Annotated in this window: 28 protein-coding genes and 1 pseudogene; 14 read left to right on the top strand and 15 right to left on the bottom strand. The window is 67.0% G+C overall.

The window, feature by feature from the left end:
• Positions 1-81: 81 nt before the first annotated feature.
• From QQ25_RS23440 to QQ25_RS23410, 7 genes and pseudogenes are all read right to left on the bottom strand, one after another.
• Positions 82-336, bottom strand: a pseudogene (locus QQ25_RS23440) (methyltransferase family protein); the annotation flags it as partial.
• Between the two features lie 112 nt (positions 337-448).
• Entirely contained in the window at positions 449-1,123 is a 675-nt protein-coding gene (locus QQ25_RS23435; protein ID WP_039381366.1) for a methyltransferase family protein, read from the bottom strand.
• A gap of 20 nt (positions 1,124-1,143) precedes the next feature.
• Complete coding sequence (locus QQ25_RS23430) at positions 1,144-2,760, bottom strand: ABC transporter permease (RefSeq protein ID WP_039381364.1); 1,617 nt, start codon at positions 2,758-2,760, stop codon at positions 1,144-1,146.
• Positions 2,757-3,659 carry an ABC transporter ATP-binding protein gene (locus tag QQ25_RS23425; RefSeq protein WP_039323635.1) on the bottom strand — a complete coding sequence of 301 codons (903 nt, stop codon included), beginning with the start codon at positions 3,657-3,659 and terminating at the stop codon, positions 2,757-2,759. The genes QQ25_RS23430 and QQ25_RS23425 overlap by 4 nt, the downstream gene beginning before the upstream one ends.
• 16 nt (positions 3,660-3,675) lie before the next feature.
• Entirely contained in the window at positions 3,676-4,053 is a 378-nt protein-coding gene (locus QQ25_RS23420) for a hypothetical protein (protein ID WP_039323632.1), read from the bottom strand.
• On the bottom strand, positions 4,050-4,727 hold the full coding sequence (locus QQ25_RS23415) for a TetR/AcrR family transcriptional regulator (protein WP_039381362.1): 678 nt from the start codon (positions 4,725-4,727) through the stop codon (positions 4,050-4,052). The genes QQ25_RS23420 and QQ25_RS23415 overlap by 4 nt, the downstream gene beginning before the upstream one ends.
• A gap of 119 nt (positions 4,728-4,846) precedes the next feature.
• A complete protein-coding gene (locus QQ25_RS23410; RefSeq protein ID WP_039381360.1) occupies positions 4,847-5,491 on the bottom strand; it encodes an O-methyltransferase in 645 nt (214 codons plus the stop codon).
• A gap of 175 nt (positions 5,492-5,666) precedes the next feature.
• Here QQ25_RS23410 and sigE point away from each other — a divergent pair, with 175 nt between their 5' ends.
• The 4 genes from sigE (at position 5,667) to tatB (ending at position 8,904) form a co-directional block, all read left to right on the top strand.
• Positions 5,667-6,446: an RNA polymerase sigma factor SigE gene (gene sigE / locus QQ25_RS23405; RefSeq protein WP_039323625.1), complete on the top strand. Its 780-nt coding sequence runs from the start codon at positions 5,667-5,669 to the stop codon at positions 6,444-6,446.
• Between the two features lie 77 nt (positions 6,447-6,523).
• Positions 6,524-6,922, top strand: a complete 399-nt coding sequence (rseA, locus tag QQ25_RS23400) for an anti-sigma E factor RseA (RefSeq protein ID WP_039324444.1) — start codon at positions 6,524-6,526, stop codon at positions 6,920-6,922.
• A gap of 78 nt (positions 6,923-7,000) precedes the next feature.
• The gene (htrA, locus tag QQ25_RS23395; RefSeq protein ID WP_039323623.1) at positions 7,001-8,497 is read left to right on the top strand and encodes a serine protease HtrA; all 1,497 of its coding nucleotides are present in this window, start codon (positions 7,001-7,003) and stop codon (positions 8,495-8,497) included.
• A gap of 2 nt (positions 8,498-8,499) precedes the next feature.
• A complete protein-coding gene (gene tatB, locus QQ25_RS23390) occupies positions 8,500-8,904 on the top strand; it encodes a Sec-independent protein translocase protein TatB (RefSeq protein ID WP_039323621.1) in 405 nt (134 codons plus the stop codon).
• Here the strand turns inward: tatB and QQ25_RS23385 are convergent.
• The 4 genes from QQ25_RS23385 to QQ25_RS23370 form a co-directional block, all read right to left on the bottom strand.
• Positions 8,901-10,043, bottom strand: a complete 1,143-nt coding sequence (locus QQ25_RS23385; RefSeq protein WP_039323620.1) for an Mrp/NBP35 family ATP-binding protein — start codon at positions 10,041-10,043, stop codon at positions 8,901-8,903. The genes tatB and QQ25_RS23385 overlap by 4 nt on opposite strands.
• Positions 10,044-10,102: 59 nt before the next feature.
• Positions 10,103-11,419: a lytic transglycosylase domain-containing protein gene (locus QQ25_RS23380; protein WP_052236011.1), complete on the bottom strand. Its 1,317-nt coding sequence runs from the start codon at positions 11,417-11,419 to the stop codon at positions 10,103-10,105.
• 146 nt (positions 11,420-11,565) lie between these two features.
• Complete coding sequence (locus QQ25_RS23375; protein WP_039323618.1) at positions 11,566-12,111, bottom strand: DUF1003 domain-containing protein; 546 nt, start codon at positions 12,109-12,111, stop codon at positions 11,566-11,568.
• Positions 12,112-12,172: 61 nt separating this feature from the next.
• Positions 12,173-13,459, bottom strand: coding sequence for a magnesium transporter MgtE N-terminal domain-containing protein (locus QQ25_RS23370; protein WP_039323616.1), 1,287 nt, complete (start codon positions 13,457-13,459; stop codon positions 12,173-12,175).
• 25 nt (positions 13,460-13,484) lie between these two features.
• Between QQ25_RS23370 and QQ25_RS23365 the strand changes: the two genes are divergently transcribed.
• Positions 13,485-14,441, top strand: coding sequence for an HpcH/HpaI aldolase/citrate lyase family protein (locus tag QQ25_RS23365; RefSeq protein WP_101906595.1), 957 nt, complete (start codon positions 13,485-13,487; stop codon positions 14,439-14,441).
• 46 nt (positions 14,442-14,487) lie between these two features.
• Here QQ25_RS23365 and QQ25_RS23360 read toward each other — a convergent pair whose 3' ends face one another.
• The gene (locus QQ25_RS23360) at positions 14,488-15,144 is read right to left on the bottom strand and encodes a DUF4190 domain-containing protein (RefSeq protein WP_039323613.1); all 657 of its coding nucleotides are present in this window, start codon (positions 15,142-15,144) and stop codon (positions 14,488-14,490) included.
• Between the two features lie 124 nt (positions 15,145-15,268).
• Between QQ25_RS23360 and QQ25_RS23355 the strand changes: the two genes are divergently transcribed.
• The 6 genes from QQ25_RS23355 to QQ25_RS23330 all read left to right on the top strand — a co-directional run bounded on the left by QQ25_RS23355 (position 15,269) and on the right by QQ25_RS23330 (position 20,990).
• Complete coding sequence (locus QQ25_RS23355; RefSeq protein ID WP_039323611.1) at positions 15,269-15,775, top strand: YflT domain-containing protein; 507 nt, start codon at positions 15,269-15,271, stop codon at positions 15,773-15,775.
• A gap of 160 nt (positions 15,776-15,935) precedes the next feature.
• The gene (locus QQ25_RS23350; protein ID WP_039381358.1) at positions 15,936-17,333 is read left to right on the top strand and encodes an ABC transporter substrate-binding protein; all 1,398 of its coding nucleotides are present in this window, start codon (positions 15,936-15,938) and stop codon (positions 17,331-17,333) included.
• Positions 17,330-18,232, top strand: a complete 903-nt coding sequence (locus QQ25_RS23345) for a carbohydrate ABC transporter permease (protein WP_039323606.1) — start codon at positions 17,330-17,332, stop codon at positions 18,230-18,232. The genes QQ25_RS23350 and QQ25_RS23345 overlap by 4 nt, the downstream gene beginning before the upstream one ends.
• Before the next feature lie 43 nt (positions 18,233-18,275).
• A complete protein-coding gene (locus QQ25_RS23340) occupies positions 18,276-19,100 on the top strand; it encodes a carbohydrate ABC transporter permease (protein WP_198530865.1) in 825 nt (274 codons plus the stop codon).
• 4 nt (positions 19,101-19,104) lie between these two features.
• Entirely contained in the window at positions 19,105-20,382 is a 1,278-nt protein-coding gene (locus QQ25_RS23335; protein WP_039381356.1) for an ABC transporter ATP-binding protein, read from the top strand.
• Positions 20,379-20,990: a suppressor of fused domain protein gene (locus QQ25_RS23330; RefSeq protein ID WP_039381354.1), complete on the top strand. Its 612-nt coding sequence runs from the start codon at positions 20,379-20,381 to the stop codon at positions 20,988-20,990. The genes QQ25_RS23335 and QQ25_RS23330 overlap by 4 nt, the downstream gene beginning before the upstream one ends.
• On the opposite strand, the gene corA is transcribed toward QQ25_RS23330, so the two are convergent.
• Positions 20,987-22,090, bottom strand: coding sequence for a magnesium/cobalt transporter CorA (corA, locus tag QQ25_RS23325; protein WP_039381351.1), 1,104 nt, complete (start codon positions 22,088-22,090; stop codon positions 20,987-20,989). The two genes, QQ25_RS23330 and corA, sit on opposite strands and share 4 nt — an antisense overlap.
• 133 nt (positions 22,091-22,223) lie before the next feature.
• Here corA and QQ25_RS23320 point away from each other — a divergent pair, with 133 nt between their 5' ends.
• Together QQ25_RS23320 and QQ25_RS23315 are read left to right on the top strand one after the other, a co-directional pair.
• A complete protein-coding gene (locus QQ25_RS23320; RefSeq protein ID WP_039381349.1) occupies positions 22,224-23,435 on the top strand; it encodes an NAD(P)-dependent malic enzyme in 1,212 nt (403 codons plus the stop codon).
• A gap of 8 nt (positions 23,436-23,443) precedes the next feature.
• Positions 23,444-24,283 carry a glycine betaine ABC transporter substrate-binding protein gene (locus QQ25_RS23315; protein ID WP_039381346.1) on the top strand — a complete coding sequence of 280 codons (840 nt, stop codon included), beginning with the start codon at positions 23,444-23,446 and terminating at the stop codon, positions 24,281-24,283.
• A gap of 2 nt (positions 24,284-24,285) precedes the next feature.
• Here QQ25_RS23315 and QQ25_RS23310 read toward each other — a convergent pair whose 3' ends face one another.
• Both QQ25_RS23310 and QQ25_RS23305 read right to left on the bottom strand, forming a co-directional pair.
• Positions 24,286-25,110 (bottom strand): SDR family NAD(P)-dependent oxidoreductase, encoded by an 825-nt coding sequence (locus QQ25_RS23310; protein WP_039323593.1) that lies wholly within the window; start codon positions 25,108-25,110, stop codon positions 24,286-24,288.
• Positions 25,111-25,180: 70 nt separating this feature from the next.
• Complete coding sequence (locus QQ25_RS23305) at positions 25,181-25,441, bottom strand: helix-turn-helix domain-containing protein (protein ID WP_039323590.1); 261 nt, start codon at positions 25,439-25,441, stop codon at positions 25,181-25,183.
• A 68-nt stretch (positions 25,442-25,509) separates the two neighbouring features.
• Here QQ25_RS23305 and map point away from each other — a divergent pair, with 68 nt between their 5' ends.
• On the top strand, positions 25,510-26,271 hold the full coding sequence (gene map, locus QQ25_RS23300; RefSeq protein ID WP_039323588.1) for a type I methionyl aminopeptidase: 762 nt from the start codon (positions 25,510-25,512) through the stop codon (positions 26,269-26,271).
• Positions 26,272-26,276: the final 5 nt, after the last annotated feature.

Raw genomic sequence — 26,276 nt, 5'->3', positions numbered from 1 at the left:
GTCTCTGTCCTCGGAAACGTGCTGGTGGCGATCGGACTCGGTATCGCGATGCTCGTGGTCATCCAGAACAGCTACGCGGCGCAGCCGGTAGCGGACCTTGCGCGTGTACGCGTCGTAGCCATCCAACTCGGCGCGCAGCAACTTCTCCTCGTCGAGGATGCGCACGCTCAGCACGACCAGTCCCGGGACGATGAACAGCAGCGCCCAGTAGGAGCCGAGAGCCGGCGGCAACCCGACCAGCATGACCACGTTGCCGAAGTACATCGGGTGGCGGACGAGCCCGTACAGGCCGGTGGACACCACCGCCTGGCCGGCCTCCACCTTGACGTTGGCGGAACCCTGCCAGTAGTCGAACGTGCCGGCGGGCGCGAAGACGAGGATCCCGAAGACCGCGAACCCGACGACGACGGACGCCGCTGCCTGTAGGCCGACCTTCATGTCAGCGCTCTCACCAGACGTAGGGCAAAAGCCGGTAGTGGACCTTCTGGACGTACTCGTCGTAGCCGTCGAGTTCGGTGCGCAGCATCTTCTCCTCGTCGGCGATCCGCACCCCGAAAATCGGTACCGAGGCGATGGACACGAGCAGGGCCCAGTAGGAACCCAGCGCCAACGGGGTGCCGAACATCATCACCACCGCGCCGAAGTACATCGGATGACGGACCAGACCGTAGAGACCCGTCGACACGAGCGGCTGTTGGTCCTCCACCCGGATGCTGGCGCCGGCGAAGCTGTTCTGGAAGACCACAGCCTGTGCGAGGACCAGTCCGACCGCCACCACGACGTTGCCGAGGACGACCACCGCGGTCGGCACGCTCGACCAGCCGAACCGGTGGTCGAGGGCACTGAGGACGAATGCTGCGAAGGCCGACACCGTGATCGCCCAGATGACGATCTTCTGCACGATCCGCGTTTCCGCGGTGGGGCCGCCCTTCAGACGTCGTTGCAGGGCCGCGGGGTCTTTGACCGCGAGGTAGAAGCTCGGGACGATGGTGGTCGCCATGAACACGGCGATGAAAACCCAAGCCTGCCAATAGTCGAACGTGCCGGCCGGCCAGAACAGCGTGACGGCGAAGAGTGCCAGGCCGAACACGCCTGAAGCGATTGTCTGAAGTGCGAGTTTCATCAGTTGCCTCCTGTTCGAGTTCACGCCGCGTCGCGGTTGCGATAGATCCAGCCCGCAACCGCCGCCAAAACCGTTGCGGCGACGATCATTACGACCAACGCAGTCGCCGGGAAACTGCTGGGTACGGTGGTCTGGCCCACCGGGGACAGGTCGAGCAGCCAGCGCGGCAGGCGCAACAGCGCGCCGAGATACAACGTGGTGATCACGAACGTGACTGCCAGCCACGCGATCCACGGCGCACGTAGTGCCACGGCCAGCGCGGCGATCGAGCCCACCACGGCGAGCGCGGGCAGATAGGCCAGCGCGGCCAGGGTGAGGCGGATGATCGTGCCGGGCTCGCCCAGCGTCAGCCCCGCGCCCAGGCCGTTGCCCAGCCCCGCGCAGAACATCAGGATCGCGGCTCCCGCCACTGCGCAGCAGACCGCGCCCAACAGCCAGCGCCACCGCGACACCGCACCGGCCAGCACCGGCTCGCCCAGCCCGTTCTGCTCGTCGGTGTACACCCGCAGCACCGCCGAGGCGACGTACGCGCAGGCCGCCGCGGCCAGGAACTGCGTCATGGTGGTGTAGATGCCGTCATTGCCGGTGGTGGAGAGCAACCGGGCGATCAACTCGTTGGTCTCGGCCGCATCCAGCAGGGCTTTGGTCATCGAGCCGAAGACCAGCCCGGCCACGAACAGTCCTGTCGCCCAACCGATCGTCTGGCCCCGCTGCAGCGCGACGTGCAGGCGCAGCGGGCCGGTGATCGTGGGCGCGTCAGGCTTCTCCCCGGAGGATGCGATGGTGCCTGCGTCGTATTGACGACGACGCTCCAGCACCGCGGCCACTGCCATCAGCGCGACCGTCAGGACCACCAACAAGCCGAACGGCCACCAGCGCAGGTCGACGAAGGGTCGCATCTGCTGCGCCCAGGCGATCGGGGAGAACCAGCTCAGGGCACTGCCCGAGTTGTCGATGACGTCGCCGGCCCCACGCACCAGCGCGGCCAGCGCCAGCACCGCCATCGCCGCACCCGACGCGGTCCGGGCCTGCCGCCAGAGTTGTGCGGTCACGGCGGCGACCGCACCGAACACCATGGCCACCCCGGTGATGCCCAGGCACATGGCCGCGGTGTCGAGGATGCCGAAGCCGGTGGAGGCCATCGCCAGGGTCATGGTGAGGGCCAGCACGGCGTTGAGGCCGCCGACCAGGATGAGGGCCGCGGCGGTCCGGGCGTACCGACCCACCACAGAGGAGAGCACCAACTCGGCGGTGCCGTTCTCCTCTTCGGCGCGGGTATGACGAATCACCGTGAGAATGGCCAGGATCGAGGTTGCGATGGTCAGCGTGAGCGTCAGCTCGTTGGCCATCATCACGCCGAGGTCGGTCTCGTTGACGCCGAACATGGGGCCGCCGAGCATCATCCCGGCCGGCGTCTTGAGCAGGTTGACACGGGCGAGTCTCTGTTCTTCGCCCGGATAGGCCAATTGAATGGCGTTGGGGGCGTACACCATCATCAGCGTCAGCACTGCCAGCCACACGCTGAGCCGCACCCGGTCCCGGCGCAGCGCCAGCCGCAACAGCACTGCGGTACCGGTGAAGGGTGACGTCGCCGTTGGCGCCGGGCGCGAAGCCCTGGCCGGCGCGGTCGTCGTCACCGGGCCACCCCCTGGTACTCGCGCAGGAACATGTCCTCCAGTGACGCCGGTGTGACAGTGAGGTCTTCGATGCCGAGATCGGTGAGGTGATCCAAGGCGAACTCGATGTCGTTGCGGTCCACCGAGAAGCTCACGGCGCCGTCCCGGCTGGTGAAGTCGTGAACGTAGGGTGTGTTTCGCAGTGCCCGGCCGTCGGACCGGGTGCGTGCGATCACCTTGGTGCGCATCAGATGTCGCAGCTCTTCCAGGGTTCCGGAGCGCACCGTGCGTCCCGACCGGATGATCGTGACGTTGTCGCAGAGCTTTTCCACCTCGGCGAGGATGTGGCTGGACAACAGGACCGCGGCGCCCTGGCCGGCGACCTCGGCCACGCATCGCTGAAATGCCTTCTCCATCAACGGGTCCAGCCCGGAGGTGGGTTCGTCGAGGATGTAGAGCTCAGAATGACAGCTGAACGCCGCGACGATGGCGACCTTCTGCCGGTTGCCCTTGGAGTAGGTGCGCGCCAACTTGTGCGGGTCCAGTTCGAACCGTTCGATCAACTCGTCGCGGCGCCGGGTGTCGACGCCGTTGCCGCGCAGCCGGCACAAGAAGTCGATGGCCTGCATACCGGTCAGGTTGGGCCACAACGTGACATCGCCGGGAACATAGGCGATCCGGCGGTGCAGGGCGACCGCGTCGCGCCACGGGTCGCCGCCCAGGAGCCGTACGGTGCCGCTGTCGGCGCGCAGCAGGCCCAGCAGTACCCGGATCGTGGTGGACTTCCCCGCGCCGTTGGGTCCGAGGAAGCCGGTGACGTCGCCGGGGGAGACAGTCAGGTTCAATCCATCGAGCGCCTTGGTGCGTCCGAAAGATTTTGACAGGCCGCGTATTTCGACAGAAACGGATCGATTGGCCATGGGTGTCCTCACTGGGTCAGGCGTAGCTGGCGCCGAGCAGCCACACTGCCAGGGCGCCTACGACGATGAGTGCGATGCGGGTGGTCATGACGCGGGTTTCGTATTTGGTGTTCTTCGAAATTTCCGGCCACGCAATGACGATCACTCCCTTGATCAGTGCCAGCCAGCCGAAGATCGTGATGAGCACGTGCCAGTTCAGTTCCCAGACGTTGTGCAGCAGAACCGATGCCAGGCCGAGGAACAGCGACATGAAGCCGTAGGTGAGTCCGAATGCCCGGTTCTCGACGATGAGGTGTTTGACATCGTGCAGGGCTTGCGGACGAGCGAAGAACATGGCGACGACGATGATCGTGAGCCAGCCCCAGAACAGGGCGAAGAAGGTTTGAGCGGTCATGCCGGTTCCTTTCGGTCGGTGTCGGTGGCGGATGTGGAGCTGAACGGAACGCCCTGTTCGCGTCGGTGCATGAAGGCGTCGTACATCGTCGAGTCGGTCATCAGGCCCTCGGTGTAGAGCTCGAGGGCGGGCAGCATCATCTCCTCGCCGTAATCGCGCAGCACCCGGCGCAGATCGGTCGGGTCGTCGTGCAGCTGCAGGTACAGCAGGAACCCGCCGCCGCTGCATATCGCCATGAACCGCGCCCGGGCTCGCGGGTCGCGGCTGGGTTTGAGCAGTCCGGTGCGCACGCCCTCTTCGAGGTATTCCTCGGCGTTGTCCAGCATGGTGCGCCAGAACGCCTTCGCCAGATCGCTTCCCGATTGCATGCTGCGGACCAGGTAGGCCATCAGCGGTGCGTAGGACTCGATCTCGGCCATCTGGGCCATCCACGTCGCGGGATCAGCGCTCTGCATGGACTCGGTCTTGGCCTCGCGCACCACCTCGGCCACATAGGCGTCGCACGCCTTACGCAGGCCTTCCTTGGAGCCGAAGTGGTGGATGACCAAGGCGGCGCTGACACCGGCAGCCTCGGCGATGGTGCGCAGTCCCACGCTGAATCCGTGCTGCCCGTACTGCTCGATCGCGGCGTCGCGAATCCGTGCCAACGCTGTCCGATCATCGACTGAACGCATGTTCAATACGCTAAACGCGCGTTCAGCGCGCGGTCAAGGGGGTAACGCGTCAGGAATCCGTAAAAAACTTCGGCCCCACCCCGCAGTGAGGGGTGAGGCCGGGAAAGGGGCGAGAAAAGTCAGTCGCGAGCGGCGGCCAGCAGGCCGTCGCCCAACGGGATCAGGACGGGCGTGAGCCGCTCGTCCTCGGCGATCAGCCGCGCTGCTTCGCGCACAGCATTGACCTCCGCATCGTTGGCGGAGGCGTCGCCGGCCCGGCCGCCGAGCGCGGCCCGGTGCAGCACGATCGCGCCGCCGGAACGTAGGAGCCGCACACCTTCGGCCACGAACTGTGGCTGGTCGATCGGCTCGGCGTCGATGAACACCAGGTCGTAGGACTCGTCGGCGAGCCGGGTCAGGACCTCCTGGGCGCGCCCGCTGATCAGCCGGGTGCGTCCAGGACCGACACCGGCCTCGCTGAACCCCTGCTTGGCGATGCGCTGGTGCTCGGGCTCGACGTCGATCGTGGTCAGCACGCCGTCGTCGCTCATACCGGACAACAGCCACAGCCCGCTGACGCCGGCTCCGGTGCCGACCTCCACCACCGCCCGACCCCCGGTGAGCCGTGCGAGCACGCTCAGCAAGGCTCCGACGGCCGGGGTGACGGCGCCTGCGCCGAGTTCTTCGGCCCGCTCGCGGGCAGCCGCGACGATCTCGTCTTCGGAGATCGACCGTTCGGCATGCGTCACGATCGCCTCGGCGTGACCGTGGTTGGAGCTGACCATGCCCGCAGCGTAAGCCAGACCGGCGGGGCGCCGTCGCGACACGCCCGTGGGTGGCGGTTGTCACCGGCCGGATATTCGCTGGTTTGGGCAGGTAACCGGACGTATCCTCGGCATTCTCAGGGAAAGTTCAGATTGCTCATATCTCCACCACACCGGGATCAGGAACGGTATCGGCATGGAACACCGCGCCCGCTGGCGCACCGCCCAGCACAATCAGGACAGCACTCGGAATAACCAAGTCATGAATCGTGTTGAGCTGGGTGAAATCTGTGACGAGGAGGATCCGACGAGCGTCGACGCTGTTATCTCGAACCCGGCAGCCCAACATGCCCCGGTGTCAATGGCACACCTGGAGCAGTTCACCGCAGGTGAATGGGTCGAGCCGTCCGATGAACTGACCGGTACCGCGGTATTCGACGCGACCGGCGATCAGGCCGCCATGCCGTCATGGGATGAGCTGGTCCGTCAACACGCGGACCGGGTGTACCGACTGGCCTACCGCCTCTCGGGCAACCAGCACGACGCCGAGGACCTCACGCAGGAAACCTTCATCCGGGTGTTCCGCTCGGTGCAGAACTACCAGCCGGGCACCTTCGAGGGCTGGTTGCACCGCATCACCACGAACCTGTTCCTGGACATGGTCCGTCGCCGCGGGCGTATCCGGATGGAAGCGCTGCCCGAGGACTACGACCGCGTGCCCGCCGACGACCCGAATCCCGAGCAGATCTACCACGACTCGCGGTTGGGTGCCGACCTGCAGGCCGCCTTGGATTCACTGGCCCCGGAGTTCCGTGCCGCGGTGGTCCTGTGCGACATCGAGGGTCTGTCCTATGAGGAGATCGGCGCCACGCTGGGCGTCAAACTCGGCACGGTGCGCAGCCGCATTCACCGCGGCAGGCAGGCGTTGCGCGAGTATCTGGCGAAGAACTCGCCGGAAACCGCCAAATCCGCCTAGTGGTGGTTGGTGTTCAGCGCGCCCGGTCGCGCTACATTCGGGTCAGGACAATTGGGCGCGGCGAAAGGAGCTGGGTGATGGTCGACCCGGGACATGTGTTCCGTCGGGCTTTCTCCTGGTTGCCTGCGCAGTTCGCCTCTCAAAGTGACGCCCCGGTGGGCGCACCTCGTCAGTTCGGCTCCACCGAGCACCTCTCGACCGAGGCCATTGCGGCGTTCGTCGACGGCGAGCTGCGGATGAGTGCTCACCTGCGGGCCGCCCATCACTTGTCCCTGTGCCCGGATTGCGCCGCCGAGGTGGATGCCCAGGGTCAGGCCCGGGCCGCATTGCGGGACTCGTGTCCGATAGCCATTCCGAATTCCCTGTTGGGACTGTTGTCGCAGATACCGCACCACAGCCCAGAGCCCCCGGCCGAGGTCGGCGAACCGCCTCAGTTTGCCGATGACCCGACGCGGAGTCGGCGTAAGCGCCGGTAGGCTGCACAGCAAGGCGATCAGTGACCGGCGTCGGCCTATCCGGCTGGGGCAGGCGCTCCGATAGAGAGTGATACACCGGTGACCAACCAGGACCAGTCCGACGAGAGCGGCCGTCTGGAACCGCGCCCTGTCGAGCGGCCACCCGTCGACCAGTTGTCGCAGCGCACGTTCGGGCGGCCCGCCGGCGTCGACGGCTCGTTCCTCGGCGCGGAGAAGTACCAGGACCAGGGTGAGTACGCCCCCAAGGACCAACCGCCCGATCCTGTGCTGGCCGAGGCGTTCGGCCGTCCCTCCGCCAGTGGTGACTCCCTGCAGCGGCATCCAGCCGACGCCGGCGCCCTCGAGGCCGAGCGCAACACCGGCGACGACGATTTCGACGATCCCTGGCGCGATCCGGGCGCCATTCCGGCGCTGGGCACCCCTGCTCAGGCACCGGCTGCGCCGGTGGTCTCGGCGGCCCCGATCGGCAAGCTGGGCGCCCGCGAGGTCCTGTTCGGCGGCCGGGTGTCGTGGCCGTCGCTGGTGATCCTGTTCATCGTCGCCGGGTTGATCGCGTTCATCGGCGGCTGGGTCGGGCAGAAGACCGCGGGCACCGTGCAGGCCTTCACGACCTCCAAGGTGACGCTGGAGACCGGTGACCTTCCGTCCCCCGACGCCGGTCGCTTCGCCACCGTCGCCTCCGCGGTCGAGGATTCCGTGGTGACCATCGAGGCCAAGAGCAAGACCGAGGGCTCGCAGGGTTCGGGCGTCGTGGTCGACGGCAAGGGCTATATCGTCACCAACAACCACGTCATCTCCGATGCCGCGAGCAAGCCGGCGGATTACCAGATCACCGTGGTGTTCAACGACGGCAAGGAAGTGCCCGCCAACCTGGTCGGCCGCGACCCCAAGACCGATCTGGCAGTGCTCAAGGTCGACAACGTCGACAACCTCGCCGTTGCGCGATTCGGTGATTCCGAGAAGGTGCGCGTCGGTGAGGAAGTGATCGCAGCCGGCGCCCCGCTCGGGCTGCGCAGCACGGTCACCCACGGCATCATCAGCGCGCTGCACCGGCCGGTGCCGCTCTCGGGTGAAGGTTCCGACACCGACACCGTGATCGACGGGCTGCAGACCGATGCCTCGATCAACCACGGCAACTCCGGTGGCCCGCTGATCAACATGTCCTCCGAGGTGATCGGCATCAACACGGCCGGAAAGTCCTTGTCGGACAGCGCCAGTGGCCTGGGCTTCGCGATCCCGGTCAACGAGGTGAAGCAGGTCGTCGAGAACCTGATCAAGGACGGCAAGGTCGCGCATCCGACCCTGCTGCTCAGCGCCGTCACGGTGAGCAACAGCGTGGCCTCGGGCGCGCAGGTCCGCAACGTCAACGCAGGCGGCCCGGCCGACAAGGCCGGCATCCTGGAGAACGACGTGGTGGTCAAGGTCGGTGACCGCAAGGTCGCCGATGCCGATGAGATGGTGGTCGCGGTGCGTCAACTCAAGATCGGGCAGGAAGCCCCGATCGAGGTGCTTCGCGACGGTCGGCCGATGACGTTCATGGTCACGCCGATCGGCGACGATCAAAAAGCGCAGTAGCGATGTTCGCGAACATCGGGTGGGGGGAGATGCTGGTCCTGGTGATCGCCGGTCTGGTGATCCTGGGGCCCGAGCGTCTGCCCGGGGCCATCCGATGGACCTCCGGTGCCCTCAAGCAGGCCCGCGACTACGTCAGCGGCGCGACCACCCAGTTACGTCAGGATCTCGGGCCGGAGTTCGACGACCTTCGCCAACCCCTCGCCGAACTCCAGAAGCTGCGCGGCATGACCCCGCGGGCCGCGATCACCAAGCACCTGCTCGATGGTGACGATTCATTCCTGACCGGCGCCTTCGACGACAGCAAGACGCAACCGCCGGCAGCACCGAACGACAAGCCCGTCGGCGATCCTGCGGCCAAGCCCGCAGACAAGCCGACCGGCCCCACATTCGACCCCGACGCCACTTAGCGGCGCGCGGTATCCAAGCCCAGCGACATCCCGGCCAGGCCGCGCTTGCGGGCCGACAATCCCTCGGCGATCTTGCGCAGCTCGGCGCCCGCCGCTGAGTCGGGCGCGGACAACACCAGCGGCACGCCGGAGTCACCCGCGGTCACCAGGGCCGGGTCCAGCGGGACCTGACCGAGCAGCGGCACCTCGGCGCCCACCGAGCGGGTCAGGGACTCGGCCACCTGACGGCCACCGCCCTCGCCGAAGAGCTGCATGACGGTGCCGTCGGGCATCTGTAGGCCCGACATGTTCTCCACCACGCCCGCGATGCGCTGGCGGGTCTGCAGGGCGATCGCGCCGGCCCGCTCGGCCACCTCGGCGGCAGCCATCTGTGGCGTGGTCACCACGAGGATCTCCGCGCCGGGGATCAGCTGGGCGACCGAGATGGCGATATCGCCGGTGCCGGGCGGCAGGTCGAGCAGCAGCACGTCCAGATCGCCCCAGTAGACATCGGCCAGGAACTGCTGAAGCGCCCGGTGCAGCATCGGCCCGCGCCACACCACGGGCGTGTTGCCCTGGGTGAACATCGCGATCGAGATGACCTTCACGTCGTGGGCGATCGGCGGCAGGATCATCGAGTCGACCTGCGTGGGCCGATCGTTGGTGCCCATCATCCGTGGCACCGAGTGGCCGTAGATGTCGGCATCCAGCAGGCCGACGGACAACCCGCGGGCGGCCATCGCGGCGGCCAGGTTGACCGTGACGCTCGACTTGCCGACGCCACCCTTACCGGAGGCCACCGCGTAGACCCGGGTCAGGGAATTGGGCTGGGCGAATGGGATCACCGGCTCGCGGGAATCGCCGCGCAGCATCTTGCGCAACTCGGCGCGCTGCTCGTCGTCCATCACGTCGAGGCTCACCTTGACGGCGCCGGTACCGGGGACGTCGGTGACGGCGGCCTTCACCAGGTCGGAGATCTCGTTCTTCTTCGGGCAGGCCGCGGTGGTCAAGTAGATCTCGACATGTACGCCGTGGTCGGCTTCGATCGAGATGTTCTTGACCATGCCGAGTTCGGTGATCGGCCTCCGCAATTCGGGGTCGATCACCTTGGCCAGCGCGGCGCGAACCGCGGATTGCAGCTCAGTGGCAGATTCGGACATCACCGCCGAGTCTACGGCGGCGCCGCGGCCTCTCTGATCCAGGCCGCTTCAGACCAGCGTCAGGCGGGACCCGGGGCGGGGCCGGGGGCCGGTCCGAGTGCCGGCCCGAGCGCCGGGGCCGGCGGTGCCGCCTCGATCGGCGGGCCAACCGGGGCGGGCGCAGGGCCCGCGGGCGGAGGGCCTGCCGGCGGAGGTCCGGCCGGCGGAGCCTGCTGCGGGCCGAGGCCCGGCGCGGGTGGCGGAAGCTGCTGCGGTCCAGGGACGGGAGCCGGCGGGGGAGCCTGTTCGCCAAGGCAGAACACGACACATGTCGGCTGGCGTGGTGGTTGCTCCCACGGCGGGATCCACCGCGGCGGCGCCTCCGGCGTGGGCGTCGGGATGGCCTGTGCCGGACCGGGCAATGGGCCGAGCACCTGTCCCGGTGCGAACCCGGGAACGTTCTGCGTGCCGGTCTCATTGCGGTTGAGCAGCGGAATCAGGGCCAGCGGATCACCTGCGGGCAGGCCGGTGGCATCGGAGGGCAGGCCGGGGCCGAGGCCTTCCGGGTTGTCCAGATGGGAATCGCCGATCGGCGGAATGGACCCGGTGATCTCGGGCAGGTCGACCGGCACCACGCCTGTGGCGTACGCCGCGGCCCAGCCCAACACGTTGCGGGCGTAGGCCACCGAGTTGTTGTACCGGAGGATGGCCGACATGACCTGGGACTGATCGCGCAGGTTGAGCCCCCCGCTGCACAGATAGCGGGCGGCGGCCAGCGCCGAGTCGTACACGTTCTGCACATCTGCCTTGCCGTCGCCGTCGCCGTCGGAGGCGTAGCGCGCCCAGGTTCCGGGCAGGAACTGCATCGGGCCCATCGCCCGGACGTAGGAGATCCTTCCGGCCTGAGCGCTCTGGATGATGATCTCGTTGCCCGGCAAGGTGCCGTCGAGCGCGGGGCCGTAGATGGGGCGCACGGCAGTGCCGCGGGCATCGGTGGCGCCACCGTTGGCGTGCCCGGATTCGATCCGTCCGATACCGGCCAGCAGATTCCAGCTGATACCGCAGCCGGGATAGGCCGCGGCCATCATCCGTTCGGCGTTGCGGTACGCCTTGAGCGAGGTCCCTGGGATGCCAAGGGCGCCAGGGGAATTGACGACGAACGCGGGCGGCGGAGCCGAAATCGTGTTCATCGACTTGATGCGGAAGTTGGTCGGCGGCCTGGCGGCTGCGACCACAGCGGGGCCCGAGCGGTCGACCCGCGGTTCGACCGCGGCCAGCGGAGTGACGGCGGCGTTGGACACGTCGGCGCTCGGGGCGGCCGATCCGGCGCCGGCGACCAGCACGATGGGGGCCAGGACGGCCACGCCGAGTGCGGGCGAGCGCACAAGCTGGCTCATACGGCGCCGAGCGGTTGCGATCACCGCTCCTCCCCCTACGCGCACTTACCCGTCCTTAGATCAGCTTTGGCCAAATATCACGTTGTGAACCAAGTCACCATACATAGTCGCGGTTTCCGTTGTTACGACAATGGTGGACAGCGTGATCAACCACTGCGTTTGGTCCTGCGCTCGGCCCCGTCGACTTTGCTCGACGTGGGGCGGTCGGGATCTGGCTGCGGGTTGAGGTCGGTGATCAGTTCCCGCAGCTCCTCCAGCTCACGGCGCAGGTAATCGCGCGTGACGACCTCACCGACCGCCAGCCGCAGCGACGCCAGCTCGCGGGCCAGATACTCGGTGTCGGCCTTGGTCTGCTCGGCCCGGCGCCGGTCCTCTTCCAGCGAGACGCGGTCCCGGTTCTCCTGGCGGTTCTGGGCCAGCAGGATCAGTGGGGCGGCATACGCGGCCTGGGTCGAGAAGGCCAGGTTGAGCAGGATGAACGGGTACGGATCCCATTCGAATGTGAATACGCCGATGTTCAGGATGATCCAGACGATCACCACCATGGTCTGGATCGCCAGGTAGCGCCCGGTGCCGAGGAAACGGGCGATCGATTCACTGAACCGGCCGACCGCCTCGACGTCTACGTGCAGGCCGAAGCCACGGGTCGCGCGCGGGGTGTCCAGCCGCTGGCGCGCCGTCGAATCGCTCATGCGGCCCCCTCGCAGGCTCGGTTACCGCATTCCGCGTCGATGATTCGCTCGCAAGCTTCGCTCATGAGCCCGCCACCGGGAGTTCGGGCTCGTCACGTTCACGCCAGTCGTCGGGCAACATGTGGTCGAGAACGTCGTCGACCGACACCGCGCCCAGCAGGTGGCTCTCCTCGTCGACCACCGGTCCGCACACCAGGTTGTACGCGGCGAAGTAGCGCGTCACTGCGGCCAGTGAATCGGCCGGGCTGAGGCTGGGCAGATCGGTGTCGACGATGCCGCTCACCAGCGCTGCGGGCGGCTCCCGCAACAGCCGCTGCAGGTGCACACAGCCCAGGTAGTGCCCGGTCGGGGTGGCGCTCGGCGGCCGCGTCACGAACGCCATCGAGGCCAGCGCCGGGGTCAGATCGGGGTCGCGGATTCGCGCCAGCGCCTCGGCGACGGTGACGTCGGGGGCCAGGACCACCGGCTCGCTGGTCATCAGGCCGCCCGCGGTGTCGGGGGAGTGCGCCAGCAGCCGGCGCACGTCCTCGGAATCCTCGGGGTCCATCTTCCGCAGCAGCGTCTCGGCGTCCGCCGGGGTCATGGAGCCCAGCACGTCGGCGGCGTCGTCGGGATCCATCGCCTCAAGCACGTCGGCGGCGCGTTCGGTGTTCAGCTGGCGCAGCACCGCGGCCTGCTCGTCCTCGGGCAGCTCCTGCAGCACGTCGGCCAGACGCTCGTCGTCGAACGCCCGGTACAGCTCGTAACGCCGTTTGACCGGCAGCTCGCGCAGGGCCTCGGCGACCTCGACCGGGCGCTGTCCCTCGAACTGCTCGAGCAGTGAGGCCACTCCCTGATCGGGCATCGCCAGGCCCGACGGCGTCAGCCCGTGCACGTTCTGCCATTCGATGACGTGGATGTTGCTGCGCCGGCCCAGCCGTCGCTGAGGGCGCACGGCCACCCGCGTCACCATCCAGTCACGGGTCCGGGTCTGCTCGATTCCCAGATCGACTACCACGACGTCGATTCCGGCCAGTTGCTCCAGATCGGGATCGTCGACCCGCACCCGGGTCTCGAGCACCTGGCCCAACACCAGCACCTCGCCGGGCCGTTGCGCGAAGCGACGCAGCGACACACTGCCGGTCGCCAGCGTCACCGAACCCGGCTCGATCGCCGTCACCCGCAGGATCGGAACGAAAATCCTTCGCCGGGTGAGCAATTCGACGACCAGGCCGAGAACACGAGGTTGCTGGCGGACGATACTGATGCTGATCACCACGTCGCGGACACGGCCGATGGACTCCCCGTCGGGGCCCAGCACGACCATCCCCGCCAGTCGGGCCGCGTAGACCCTGTTCACCGCCGCCATGAGTCAAAGGGTAGAGACTGTGGTCGTGGAGAACACGTATCGGCCCCGTAGAACGTGCCTCTCGGTTCCGGGAAGCAGCCTGAAGATGATCGAGAAGGCCAAAAGTCTGCCGGCCGACGAGGTGTTCCTCGACCTGGAGGACGCGGTCGCTGCCGACGCCAAGGCGTCGGCCCGTACCCAGGTGGCGGTGGCGCTGGCCGACGACGGCTGGGCCGGACAGCTGCGCGGCGTACGGGTCAACGACTGGAGCACGCCGTGGACCTACGCCGACGTGATCGAGGTGGTGTCGCGGGCCGGCGGCCTGCTGGACCTCATCGTGTTGCCGAAGGTGACCGAGGCATCCCATGTCCAGGCCCTCGATCTGCTGCTCAGCCAGCTGGAGGCCACCCACGGTCTCGAGCCGGGCGGCATCGGTGTCGAGGCCCAGATCGAGAATGCGCAGGGGCTGACCAATATCGACGCGATCGCGGCAGCCCCGCGGGTGCAGGCACTGGTGCTCGGGCCCGGCGACATGGCGGCCAGCCTGAACATGCGCACGCTGGAGGTCGGCGGGCAGCCCGACGGCTACGACATCGGCGACGCCCACCACCACGTGCTGATGCGGATCCTGGTGGCAGCCCGGGCGCGCGGCATCAACGCGATCGACGGGCCCTACGTGAAGGTGCGCGACGTGGACGGGTTCCGCCGGGTGGCCGGCCGTTCGGCCGCACTGGGCTACGACGGCAAGTGGGTCCTGCACCCGGACCAGATCGAGGCGGGCAACGAGATCTTCAGTCCGCGGCAGGCTGACTACGACCGTGCCGAGCTGATCCTCGATGCCTATGAATGGCACACCTCGCACGCGGGTGGGGCCAGGGGCGCGGTGATGCTGGGCGACGAGATGATCGACGAGGCCAGCCGCAAGATGGCGCTGGTGATCGCAGGCAAAGGCCGGGCAGCGGGGATGAGCCGGCTGGCCGAACCGTTCCGGCCGCCGAGCTGACGCGGGACATCTAGTGCCACACCGCAACTCGTTGCGGCATCAGCGGTCAGGTGCTGAGTGTGCCCGCCAGGATGAGCAGGAGCCAGCCGCCGTTGAACAAGAGGCTGAGCACGCCGACGATGATGCCGGCGGTCGCCAGGCCCTGGCCTGATTGTCCGCTTCCCGCACCGAAGCCTGACTGTGCGCTTCCCGCACCGAAGCCCGACTGTCCACTTCCCTTGATCTGATTGAGCGCAGCGAATCCGAGGCCGACACCGACCAGGGCGGGAAGCAGTCCGATCCCGCACAGGAACAGCGACAGGATCGAGACGACGAGCGACCCGATGGCCAGCCCGTTGGTGGTGTTGGACGGCGACATCCCGTAGCCGCCGGGGTAGCCCGGCATGCCGTAACCCGGCGGCGGTGGATATCCGGGCAGCGGAGGGGGATACGGCGGGGGATAGCCGGACGCGCCCGGGAACGGCGGCGGCGGTGCGTAGCCGTGTGGAATGTCCGCGGGATAGTCCATCGCAGGCGGATACGCCGGATTGACGTCGTAGGCCTGCGGTTCGAACTCGTATGGCGGTTGCGTCCCGCCGCTCTGCGGCCGATCCTGGGAATGTTCGATGGAAGGTGCTTCGTAGCCACCGGACAACGGTTCGGACGGCTGGGGGCCGGGGTCGGATGGCGGCGTTTCGCCCGCGTTGCCGTCCGGGTTTGTCATGCTGATCAACCTAGCGCACGGACGGCGGCACCCCGGGGGCGTGACGGCGGCACCAAACCCGGTGCCAGGGCGTTGCTGTAATGAGAGCCGCCGCATCAGGCGGTGCGGAGGAGAGTGAAGGTCGATGACGAGCCCATTTCAGTCCGGTCAGACACCGGGTGCGGCGCCTGCCGCGCGCGGCGCATTGCCGACGCCGCCCAAAGGCTGGCCGATCGGTTCCTACCCGACGTACGCGGAGGCCCAGCGGGCCGTCGACTACCTGTCCGACCAGCAGTTCCCGGTGCAGCAGGTGACGATCGTCGGGGTGGATCTGATGCAGGTCGAGCGCGTCACCGGCCGGCTGAGTTGGCCGAAGGTGCTCGGCGGCGGCGTGCTCTCGGGCGCCTGGCTCGGCCTGTTCATCGGCCTGATCCTCGGGTTCTTCAGCCCCAATCCGTGGAGCGCGCTGCTCACCGGCTTGATCGCCGGCGTCTTCTTCGGCCTGATCACCTCGGCCATCCCGTATGCGATGGCTCGCGGCACAAGAGATTTCAGTTCGACAATGCAGCTGGTCGCAGGCCGCTACGACGTCCTGTGCGATCCGCAGGGCGCCGAACAGGGCCGGGATCTGCTGGCCCGCTTGACGATCTGACGCGATACCGGGCCGCACCCCGGCCGTAGTGGCAAATGTCCGCAGGTCACGATTGTGACGCGGCACGCCCAAACTGTTGCACATATGCGGGCATCGCTCTACGGTTTGCGCGCGGGAGCCGCTCCGGCGGCGACATCGAATGCGAACGGGAGGCACAGCGGTGCGCGCTCGGCGGCTATGTGCTGCGGCAGTGGCCGCGTTGACGACGGCCTCGGTGGTGTCGGGTTGTGGTAAGGGCGATGACGGGATCGTCATCAACTACTACACCCCGGCCAACGAGATGGCGACTTTCACCGCCGTGGCCAAACGCTGCAACGCCGAACTCGGCGACCGCTTCACCATCAAGCAGGTGAGTTTGCCGAAAGGCGCTGACGACCAACGGTTGCAGCTTGCCCGGCGGCTGACCGGCAACGACAAGACGCTCGACATCATGGCGCTCGACGTGGTGTGGACAGCCGAGTTCGCCGAGGCGGGCTGGGCCGTCCCGCTGTCCGAGGATCCGGCGGGTGAGGCCGAGTCCGACGCGACGGAGAACACCTTGCCCGGACCGCTGGAGACCGCGCGCTGGCAAGACAAGCTGTACGCATCGCCCATTACCACCAACACCCAATTGCTCTGGTACCGGGCCGATTTGATGGACGCGCCGCCGTCAACCTGGGATGGCATGGTTTCCGAGGCGAACCGCCTGCATGCGGCGGGTAAGCCCAGTTGGATTGCGGTACAGGCCAAGCAGTACGAAGGCCTCGTCGTATGGTTCAACACCCTGCTGGCCAGTGCGGGCGGTCAGGTGCTCTCCGATGACGGCAAGTCCGTCACCCTGACCGACACCCCGGAGCACCGCGCGGCCACAGTCAAGGCGCTGCAGGTCATCAAATCGGTTGCCACCGCGCCCGGTGCCGATCCGTCGGTGACCCAGACCGATGAGACCACCGCCCGGTTGGCCCTCGAGCAGGGCAAGGCCGCGCTGGAGGTGAACTGGCCCTACGTGCTGCCGTCTTTGTTGGAGAACGCGGTCAAGGGCGGTGTGAACTTCCTGCCGCTCGACGAACGTCCCGATCTCGCCGGGGCCATCAACGATCTGGGCACCTTCTCTCCCACCGATGAGCAATTCGAATCGGCGTACGAGGCCAGCAAGCCGGTGTTCGGATTCGCCAACTACCCGGGCGTGTTGGACGGGGAACAGGCCAAGGTGACGATCGGCGGGCTGAACCTCGCGGTGGCCAAGACCAGCCAGCACAAGGCCGAGGCCTTCGAAGCCATCCGATGCCTGCGCAACGTGGAGAACCAGCGCTACACCTCGGTCGAGGGCGGGCTGCCCGCGGTGCGTGAATCGCTGTATGACGATCCGGCGTTCCAGGCCAAGTATCCGCAGTACGCGATCATCCGCGAGCAGCTGACCAACGCCGCGGTGCGCCCCGCCACACCGGTGTATCAGGCTGTGTCCACCCGCATTTCGGCAACCCTGGCCCCGATCACCGACATCGACCCGGAGCACACCGCCGATGAGCTGACCGAACAGGTGCAGAAGGCCATCGACGGCAAGGGGCTGATCCCATGACTTCGGCGACAACCGCCACGACGGCCAACCGCGCCTCCGAGCGCAAGTTGGCGTTCGGGCTGATCGCCCCCGCGGTGGTCCTGATGATCGCGGTGACCGCGTATCCGATCGGATATGCGGTGTGGCTGAGCCTGCAGCGTTACAACCTGGCCGCACCCGACGACACCGCGTTCGTCGGCTTCGCCAACTACCAGACCATTCTCACCGACCGCTACTGGTGGACGGCGTTCGCGGTGACCCTGGCGATCACCGTCGTCTCTGTGGCCATCGAGTTCGTGCTCGGCATGGCATTGGCACTCGTCATGCACCGCACCATCTTCGGCAGGGGCGTGGTCCGTACCGCGGTGCTGATTCCCTACGGCATCGTGACGGTGGCGGCCTCCTACAGCTGGTACTACGCCTGGACGCCGGGCACGGGTTACCTGGCCAACCTGCTGCCCGACGGCAGTGCCCCTTTGACCGAACAGCTGCCTTCGCTGGCCATCATCGTGCTCGCCGAGGTGTGGAAGACCACGCCGTTCATGGCGCTGCTGTTGCTGGCCGGCCTGGCGCTGGTGCCGCAGGATCTGCTCAACGCAGCCGAGGTCGACGGCGCGGGGGCCTGGACACGGCTGGTGAAAGTGATTCTGCCGCTGATCAAACCGGCCATTCTGGTCGCGCTGCTGTTCCGCACCCTCGACGCGTTCCGGATCTTCGACAACATCTATGTGTTGACCGGTGGTGCCAACAGCACCGGATCGGTCTCGATCCTGGGGTATGACAACCTGTTCAAGGCGTTCAACCTCGGATTGGGTTCGGCCATCAGCGTATTGATCTTCTTGTCGGTGGCGGTCATCGCGTTCGTCTTCATCAAGATCTTCGGTGCGTCGGCGCCCGGCGCAGAGGTGGAGGGCCGATGAGCGCTCGCGCGAAGAGCAGAGGACAGTGTCGATGACCGAGCGAGTGAGTGCGCGGCGCGCGACCGGCTGGACCGTCGTGAACATTCTGGTGGTGCTCTACGCGCTGATTCCGGTGTTGTGGATCCTGTCGCTGTCATTGAAGCCGACGTCAAGTGTCAAGGACGGCAAGCTCATTCCGGCGGAGATCACGTTCGACAACTACAAGGGCATCTTCACCGGGAACATCTTCACCTCGGCGTTGGTCAACTCGATCGGCATCGGACTCATCACCACGGTGATCGCGGTGGTGATCGGTGGCATGGCCGCCTACGCGGTGGCGCGGCTGGATTTCCCCGGCAAGAAGCTGTTGGTCGGCGTCGCGCTGTTGATCGCGATGTTCCCGCAGATCTCCTTGGTGACCCCGATCTTCAACCTGTGGCGGACGATCGGCTTGTTCGACACCTGGCCCGGGCTGATCATTCCCTACATCACGTTCGCGCTGCCGCTGGCGATCTACACACTGTCGGCATTCTTCCGGGAGATCCCATGGGATCTGGAGAAGGCCGCCAAGATGGACGGGGCGACCCCGGCTCAGGCCTTCCGCAAGGTGATCGCACCGCTCGCGGCGCCGGGCATCGTCACCGCGGCCATCCTGGTGTTCATCTTCGCGTGGAACGACCTGCTGCTGGCGTTGTCGCTGACCGCCACTGAGCGGGCGATCACCGCGCCCGTGGCGATCGCGAACTTCACCGGCAGTTCGCAATTCGAGGAGCCGACCGGGTCGATCGCGGCGGGCGCGATGGTCATCACCATCCCGATCATTATCTTTGTTCTCATCTTCCAGCGGCGCATCGTCGCTGGCCTGACATCCGGTGCGGTAAAGGGGTAATTGGATGGCCGAAATCGTGTTGGACCGGGTCACCAAGAGTTACCCGGACGGCGCAGGCGGTACCAGGGCAGCCGTCAAAGAGTTCTCGATGACCATCGCCGACGGCGAGTTCATCATTCTCGTCGGCCCGTCGGGATGCGGGAAGTCCACCACCCTGAACATGATTGCCGGACTTGACGACATCTCGTCGGGCGAACTGCGCATCGGTGGTGAGCGGGTCAACGAGAAGGCACCCAAGGATCGCGATATCGCGATGGTGTTCCAGTCGTATGCGCTCTACCCACACATGACGGTGCGCCAGAACATCGCGTTCCCGCTGACCCTGGCCAAGCTCAAGAAGGATGAGATCGCAGCCAAGGTCGAGGAGACTGCCAAGATCCTGGACCTGACCGAACTGCTCGACCGTAAGCCGGCGCAGCTGTCCGGCGGGCAGCGTCAGCGGGTGGCGATGGGCCGGGCGATCGTGCGCCGTCCCAAGGCATTCCTCATGGACGAGCCGCTGAGCAACCTGGACGCCAAGCTGCGCGTGCAGATGCGCGCCGAGATCGCGCGGCTGCAGAGCCGGCTGGGCACCACCACGGTCTACGTGACGCACGATCAGACAGAGGCGATGACGCTGGGCGATCGCGTTGTGGTGTTGCTGGCGGGCGAGATTCAGCAGATCGGCACGCCCGACGAGCTGTACAACAACCCGGCGAATCTGTTCGTGGCCGGATTCATCGGGTCACCGGCGATGAACTTCTTCCCGGCCACCTTCACCGATGTCGGGGTGCGGCTGCCGTTCGGCGACGTCACCCTGACCCAGCAGGTGCATGATCTGCTGGCACGTCAGCCCAAGCCGGACAACATCATCGTCGGGATCCGTCCCGAGCATCTGGAGGACGCTTCGCTGCTCGACGGGTACGCCCGGATCCGGGCGCTGAGCTTCCCCGTGCGCGCCGACATCGTCGAGTCGCTCGGTGCCGACAAGTACGTGCACTTCACCATCGAAGGGGCCGGCGCCGAGGCGGCCCAGCTTGCCGAACTGGCCGCTGATTCGGGTTCGGGCGCCAACGAGTTCGTGGCGCGCGTATCCGCAGAATCCACTGCGGCCGCTGGTCAGCCGATCCAGTTGGCGTTCGACACCACGAAGTTGGTGATCTTCGATGCCGAGACCGGGTTGAACCTGACCCGCACGGATCCGGCAGAAGCGTCCGAGCCCGAGCCCGAGCCCGAGCCCGAAGCGCCCGCCGAGCCCGAGCCCGCCGAGCCCGAAGCGGCCGGAGAACCGACAGAAGAGTGATCGACGTCCTGGCTGCCGTCCGCGCCCATCTGGGCGAGTACTTCGGTGCTCTCGGCATCACCTCGGAACCCGTCAGCGCCAGCGTCACGTTCCTGGGAACCGAGCGCATCGACGTCCTCCGCTTCGGCCCGGATCTCCGGGCCGGCGGTGCCGCGCAGGATCTGTATCACTATGTGACGCTGGGCTGTTCACGTCACCCGATGTTCGATCCGACCGAGCTGGTGTCCGATCCGATCCACGGTCCCCGGGCCGAGGTGATGTTGTCACTGCGTGGTCCGACCCCCAACGGCCTGGCCCGGTCGCTGGCCGTGCTGGCCGCGGCGCCCGCGGTGGAGGGGCTGGTCCTGGAGGCCGACGCGCTGGTCGACCTGGAGACGCAGTTGTTCGACTCCGCACCCTTCAGTGCATTCCTGTTGGGCGCCGGCGATATTGGTGAGGTCAGCCTGCCCGATCCGCTGTCAGCGGTGACGGTGCTGTCGGCCACCCCGATCACCGCCACCGAAGCGGCCTGGGTGCGGCTCAAGGGTGCCGACGCGATGCGTGAGGCGTGGCAGACCGACGGGGTGGACGTGCTGAACCCGGCCCGAAGGGCTGCGAATCCCAGTTAGAGCCAGTGGTTACGGCGGAACGTCACGTACAGGAACCCGCAGACCGTCACCATCAAGATCAGGATGGCTGGGTAGCCCCAGACCTCTTTGAGTTCGGGCATGTGCTCGAAATTCATGCCGTAGATGCCGGCGATCATGGTGGGTACTGCCGCGATCGCGACATATGCCGAGATCTTGCGCATGTCCACGTTCTGCTGCATCGCGACCTTGCCGAGTGCGGCCTGCACCAGTGAGCTGAGCATGTCGTCGTAGCTGGCGATCCGCTCGGACGCTTGGACATTGTGGTCGAGCACGTCACGCAGATACCGCCGAACTTCGACCGACACCAGGTCGTTATGGTCGGTACCGAGTCGCTGCAGCGCCAGGGTGAGCGGGCTGACCGACCGGCGCAACTCGACGACCTCTCGCTTGAGCAGATAGATGGCTTCGATATTGGTCTCGACCAGCGGGGAGAAGACGTTCTCCTCCATCGCGTCGATATCGGTTTCCATCAGGTCGGTGATGTCGAGGTAGCTGTCCACCACGTGGTCGGCGATGGCGTGCATGACCGCGTACGGGCCCAGCTTGAGGCTTGCCGGAGTGGCGTCCATCCGACTGCGCACGCCGGCCAATCCGCTGTGCTCGCCATGTCGGACGGTCACGACGAAATCGGGGCCGACGAAGATCATGATCTCGCCGGTCTCGACGATCTCACCAGCGGCCGTGCCGGACTCGTGGGCGATGTAGTTGACGGTCTTGAGCACCAGGAACAGGGTTCTGTCGTAGCGCTCCAGTTTGGGCCGCTGATGCGCGTGCACCGCATCCTCCACGGCCAGCTCGTGCAGGCCGAACACTTCGGCAACCGCCTGCATCTGGAACTCGTCGGGTTCGTGCAGCCCGATCCAGACGAATGCCTTCTTGTCGGCGCGCTCCAGCTCATGGACTTTGTTCAGCGCAGCGGCGTGGGTGTACTTGCCGGGCAGGCGGGATCCGTCGCAGTAGACCCCACAGTCGACCATTGCGCGCGCGACCGGAACGTGGATCGTCGGGACGGCGGGGTCGGCAGGCCGGGGCCTTGCGGTCGATCGCAGGGCCGGTGGCAAGGCGCGGAATGAGGGCATGGACTCCGACCTTCCTGCGCGATGTACAGCAACCTGATCAGCACATCGAATGCTACGCGAAACTACTGTTGCGTAACCCTCACCAGCGGGGAACCCGGCCGTGTGAGAAATGGCATTGAAGTACCCTTGCGCCGTGTCGGAAAGTACAGTCGCCTCCTCGCCCGAGCGCTCGTCAGCGGAGCGCACCCCACAAGTTGTCATCGAAGACGCCGAGATCTTCGAACACCATGAGGACGGAAAGCTCTCGGTCGAGTTGAAGGAGCCGCTGGACACCCAGCGTGCGCTGTCGATCGCCTACACCCCCGGCGTCGCCCAGGTGAGCCGGGCGATCGCCACTGATCACACGCTGGCCGCCAAATACACCTGGGCCAACCGCCTGGTCGCGGTGGTCAGCGACGGCACCGCCGTGCTGGGCCTCGGCGACATCGGTCCCGCGGCGTCGCTGCCGGTCATGGAGGGCAAGAGCGCGCTGTTCAAGTCCTTCGGCGGGCTGAACTCGATCCCAATTGTGCTCGCCACCAAGGATCCCGACGAGATCGTCGAGACCCTGATCCGGCTGCGTCCGACGTTCGGCGCGGTGAACCTGGAAGACATCTCCGCCCCGCGCTGCTTCGAGATCGAGCGCCGGGTCATCGAGGCGCTGGACTGCCCGGTGATGCACGACGATCAGCACGGCACCGCCATCGTGGTGCTGGCCGCGTTGCTGGGTGCCACCAAGGTGCTGGAGCGTGACATCCACTCGCTGCGCGTCGTCATCTCCGGTGCCGGTGCCGCGGGTGTGGCCTGCGCCAACATCCTGCTGAACAAGGGCATCTCCGACGTCGTTGTGCTCGATTCGCAGGGCATCGTGCACTCCGGCCGCGACAACCTCAACAGTTTCAAGGCGGAGCTGGCCGGGCGTACCAACCCGCGCAAGCTCACCGGTGGGGTGGCCGAGGCGCTCGATGGTGCCGACGTCTTCCTCGGAGTGTCGGCCGGCGTCGTGCCCGAGGAACTCATCGCGACGATGGCGCCCAACAGCATCGTCTTCGCGTTGTCCAACCCGGATCCGGAGATCCACCCGGATGCCGCCCGCAAATACGCCGCGGTCGTGGCGACCGGGCGCAGCGACTTCCCGAACCAGATCAACAACGTGCTGGCCTTCCCCGGGGTGTTCCGCGGTGCGCTCGACGCCGGAGCCCGTCGCATCACCGAGAAGATGAAGGTGGCGGCTGCCGAGGCCATCTTCTCGGTTGTCGGCGACGATCTGGCGGTCGACCACATCGTGCCCAGCGCGCTGGATCCGCGGGTCGGCCCTGCGGTGGCGGCCGCGGTCGCGGCGGCGGTTGACTCCGCAGAGTCCTGAGCTCACCGATGCGCCGCATGCTGGCGTTGGCGCTGCTGGTGCTGTTCGCGCTGGCGTCGGCGGGGTGTGGCCACTCGGCCCCCGCCGCTCTCGCGGTGGGGGCGGGGCCGGCGCCCGAGTCGGTGCTGCTCGGGCATCTCTATGCGGCGGCGCTGCGCTACTACGGCACCGCGGCCGTGGTCACCGAGACCGCTGGTGTCCCAGGTGTGCTTGATTCCGGATCGGTCACCGTGCAGCCCGGGTTCACCGGCCGGTTCCTGACCGCGCTGAATCCGACGGCGACGGCCCGCGCGGATGAGCAGGTCTATCGGGATCTGGTGTCGGCGTTACCCGAGGGTGTCGCGGCCGGTGACTACACCATGTCGGCGCAGGACAAGCCGGCGTTGGTGGTCACCGAGGCCACGGCGAAAGCCTGGGGTGGGACCGATCTGAGCGCCGTGCGCCGCAACTGCGCCAAGGCCCGGCCGGGTGCGGTGGCCGGCGCCAAGGTGCCCGAGGTGGTGGGTTCCTGCACCCTGCCGGAGGCCGGCAGGTTCCCCGACGACAAAGCGCTGTTCGCGGCGCTGCGGGCCGGGAAGATCAACGCGGCGTGGTCGACGACGGCCGATCCGGCGATCCCGTCGGATCTGACCGTGCTGGCCGACAAGACCTCCCTGATCCGTGGCGAGAACGTGGTGCCGCTGTATCGCCGCAACACGCTCGACGAACGTCAGGTTCTGGCGCTCAACGAGATCGCCGGCGTCCTCGACACCGGATCACTGGCCGATATGCGCAGGCAGGTCACCGAGGGCAAAGATCCCGGCGCGGTGGCCGATGCGTTCCTGCAGGCCAACCCGCTGGGCCACTAGCGTCAGCTCGGCATGGCCTTTCCGACCGCCGAGGCGAACAGACGCTGGTAGCCGGAGCCGGTGATCCGGACGATCACGTCGAGGATCTTGGCGTCGGGCCCGACGAGCACGCGCGCCTTGTTCTTGCGCACGGCTTCGAGGATGATCTTGGCCGCCCGCTGCGGGGTGGTGTTGGCCAGCTTCTTGTCGAAGGACTCGGCGAGCGCCTTCTGGTCCAGCCCCTCGGCGGCGGTGGCATTGCGCGCGATGGCGGTCTTGATGCCGCCCGGATGCACGCACGTCACCTTGACCGGGTGCTTGGCCACGATCATTTCCTGACGCAGGGCCTCGGTGAAGCCGCGGACCGCGAACTTGGCCGAGTTGTAGGCCGCCTGGCCCGGAACCGAGAAGATGCCGAACAAGCTCGACACGTTGACGACGTGTCCGTCGCCGGACGCGATCAGGTGCGGCAGGAACGCCTTGGTGCCGTTGACGACGCCCCAGTAGTCGACGTCCATCACCCGCTCGATGTCCTTGAACCCGCTGACCTCGACGTCACCGGTGAAGGCGATACCCGCGTTGTTGTAGATCTGGTTGACCTTGCCGAAGTGCTCCTTGACCGCGTCGGCGTACAGCAGGAACGCCTCACGCTCGGTGACGTCGAGCCGGTCGGACTTCACCTCTGCACCGATCGCCTTGAGCCGTTCCTCGGTGACGGCCAGACCCTCGACGTCGACATCGCTGATCGCCAGCTTGGCCCCGGAACGTCCGAGTTCAATGGCCAGCGCCTGTCCGATTCCCGATCCGGCGCCGGTGACGACGGCGACCTTTCCGGCGAAGCCCTCCATAGAACACTCCCTTTGTGTGGTTCGAATGGTGTCGAGATTAGCCGGTACCCGCGGTCCCGTGTGTGCCGGGCTACGACGCCGCCGCGCTGATGGGGCGCCACACGTCGGCCAGGGTTTCCAGCGGGATCCCGAGGGCGTCGCTGAGCCCGACGACCGTGCCGAACGCGGGGGAGGGCAGTCGGCCCGTCTCGATCTTGCGCAGGGTCTCCGGTGAGATGCCCGCGTGCTCGGCCACCTCGTCGAGCGATCGGTCGGCCCGGGCGGCCCGCAGCGTCTCGCCGAGTCGTCGGCCGGCAGCGATCTGTGCGGGGGTGAGCGGGGTGCGGACCACGACACCACGGTAGCGCCGGTATTTATATACCGCTAGTGTTGGTATTTAAATACCGGGAAGGTGGAGACATGATCGAGCTGAAGACCGCCGACGAGATCGAGAAGATGCGGGTCACCGGACGGTTCGTGGCCGAGGTCCTCGGTGAGCTGAGCGGGCTCGCCGAGGTCGGCGTCAACTTGCTGGATCTCGAACACCACGCCCGCGACATGGTCAAACGGCGCGGGGCCGAGTCCTGCTACTGGGACTACGATCCGTCATTCGGTAGAGGTCCGTTCCGCAACGTCATCTGCCTGTCGGTCAATGACGCTGTGCTGCACGGTCTTCCACACAGCTATCGGCTGTGCGACGGTGATGTGCTGACCATGGACTTCGCCGTGTCGATCGACGGATGGGTCGCCGACGCGGCCCGCACCGTGATCGTGGGGACGCCCGCGGCCGCCGACGTGCGCCTGGTCCGTGCCACCGAGGAGGCGCTGGCCGCCGGAACCGCCGAGGCGCGACCCGGCAATCGACTCGGCGACATCTCGGCCGCCATCGGAGCCGTCGCCGCCGACTACGGCTACTCCGTCAACACCGATTTCGGCGGGCACGGACTGGGCCGGACCATGCATGAGGACCCACATGTGCCCAACCGGGGCAAGCCGGGCCGCGGAATGCCGTTGCGTGCGGGGATGACGCTGGCGCTCGAGCCGTGGCTGGCCGCGGGCACCAACCGCATCGTCTACGACCGCGACGGCTGGACGATCCGATCGGCCGACGGCTCGCGCACCGCCCACACCGAGAACACCGTGGCGATCACCGAATCGGGCCCGCTGATACTCACGTGCTGACGGTT

It is taken from the genome of Mycolicibacterium setense, assembly GCF_000805385.1.
GTDB lineage: Bacteria > Actinomycetota > Actinomycetes > Mycobacteriales > Mycobacteriaceae > Mycobacterium > Mycobacterium setense.
The sequence above is the reverse complement of the archived record's forward strand: the minus strand, read 5'-3'. Positions and strand labels throughout refer to the sequence as shown.